General features: G+C 74.5%; 1 protein-coding gene. It reads left to right on the forward strand.

What is annotated here, in order from left to right; all coding sequences use genetic code 11:
• The first annotated feature begins 91 nt into the window (after positions 1–91).
• Positions 92–1933 (forward strand): hypothetical protein, encoded by a 1842-nt coding sequence (locus ACTIGN_RS18705; protein WP_439626566.1) that lies wholly within the window; start codon positions 92–94, stop codon positions 1931–1933.
• Positions 1934–2187 lie beyond the last annotated feature (254 nt).

Below are 2187 nucleotides of genomic sequence, written 5' to 3' on the forward strand. Positions count from 1 at the left end.
AGGGGGTGCGCCTCACCCCCTCGCTGGCGCTCAGGGTTCGCCCGGGCCGCCGGCCCCGCCGTGTGCCCGATACTTTCGCGAGACGCCACTGATGAACCGAGTCGTTCCCGCCCTGGCCCTCGTCGTGGGGACCACCGCCCTCGCTCTGCTCCCGGGGTGCGGGCGGCCGCCGGCCACGCGGAAGAGTGAGGGCGGCGACGGGGCCGCGGCCGTCGTGCGGCCGTGGGAGGCGGCCGGGAAGCGGCTCCGCAAGGAGCCCGACGCGGCCGGCACCAAGACCGCCCTCGCGCTCCTCAACACCGACCTCCAGGCCGCCCAGGACGCGCCGCGGCCCGCCGCCGCCACGCCCGAATCGCTCGCCGCCGTCGCGGCGCTCGTCCCACTGAACGACGCCGACCAGGCCGTTCTCCGCGAGTCGGCGTACACCGTCGGCGACGCCGCGTACCTCGCCGAGTGCCTGTTCCTCCGCGACGCGGCCCGGTCGCTCGAAGTGCCGCCCAAGGTCGGGGCGACCCCCGACCAGGCCGCGGCCACCGCCGCCGACCGCGCCTTCGCGTGGGTGTGCCGCAGCATCTACCTGAACTCGTGGACCGCCCCAGTCCCCGGCCAGCCCGGCGTGCGTCAGGCGATGCCCCCGGTGCCGCCGACCTACGCCCTGCGCCGCGGCTACGGCTCGGGCCTCGAGCGCATGTACGTGTTCCTCGCGGTGCTCCAGCAGATGGGGCTCGACGGGTGCCTCGTCGGCCCGCCCGAGGCGAAGGACCAGCCCGCGATGTTCGCCGCGTTCGCCGCCGACAAGAAGACGCTCCTCACCGGCACCCCCCGCGGCCCGTTCTGGGCGGTCGGCGTGCGGGTCGGCGGTGACGTGCGGCTCTACGACCCGTGGCGCGGCGCGGCGTTCCCCGCGACCCTCGCGGCACTGAAGGCCAACCCGGACGCGCACAAGGCGTGGTTCGAGGCCAGGGAGAACGCGGGCGGCGTCACGGCCGAGGAGGCGAAGGGTGCGACCGCGTTCCTCGCCGTGCCGGTGCCGGCGCTGGCCCCGCGGATCGCGACCCTCGAACAGCAGCTCAAGGGCGAACTCCCGGTGCGGCTCGCGGTCGACCCCGTTTCCTTGCGGAACGCCTTCCAAGACCCGAAGCCGGCGTACTGGAACCCGCCCGGCGACCCGTTCGCCTACGGCCGGGTGCTCCGCACGTTCCTCCCGGTGGACGAGGGCGGCACCGACCGCAACCCGCCCGGCGGCCGCCTCACCGACCAGTACACGCGGAGCCAGCTCCCGTCGGAGGTGCTCACGATCCCGGCCGAACTGCGGGGCAACGACGAGGCCGCCGAGCGGGTCCGGGCGCTGATGGCGCAGGCCTACGCGGTCGCGTTCTTCAACCCGTCGAACCCGAACCCGCGGGAGCGGATCGAGCGCGGGCAGTTCCAGGACGCGGCGGTCGACCTGGTGACCCGGCAGGACCAGTTCGGGTACGGACTGGAGCGGCTCCGGAACAACCAGCGGGCCGAGCCCGAGATCCGCGCGTGGGCCGAGGCGGCCCGCGAGCTGTACGACCAGCAGGGGCTGGCCGCGACCCCCGAGGCGCGGCAGGCCGCGGCCGCGGCCGTCGAGGACCACTGGAAGCGTAACGGCCAGCTCGTGCAACTGATGATCGACCGCGTGACGGCCGAGCTGGGCCACGCCGAGGCGACGTTCCTGCTGGCGCTGTGCAAGCACGAGCAGGCCGAGCGGGTGCAGGCCCGGCTCGAAGCGGCGACCGGCCCCGGGGCCGAGCTGTTGAAGCGGGACGCGACCGACGCGTGGAAGGCGGCGGTGGGCGAGTGGCAGACCTACGCGGAGCGGGCTGCGGTGCAGGCCCGGTTCCCGGGCCGCGCCGACCACGTCAAGGCGCTGACCGCCCGCGCCGAGGCGCTCGCGAACGCGAAGTGAGGGCGGGCCGCGGCTGGGTTCTGGGCGAGCGGGGGGCGTGAGCCCCCCGAGTGCGTCACCGACCCTGAACCCAACACTCAACGAGCGACCGCCCCTGAGTGCTTCACCAATACAGCCTTGGGGGGCTCATACCGGATCTGTGGGATGCGTACGGGTCCGAGCCCGAGCGCCGAGCGAGGGGCAACGTGAACCCTCGCTCGGCGCTCGGGCTCGGAACCGACCACCACGGTTCCGGTTCAATCGGATCTGGTATC

The organism is Gemmata sp. (genome assembly GCF_051859125.1).
Classification (GTDB): Bacteria; Planctomycetota; Planctomycetia; order Gemmatales; family Gemmataceae; genus Gemmata.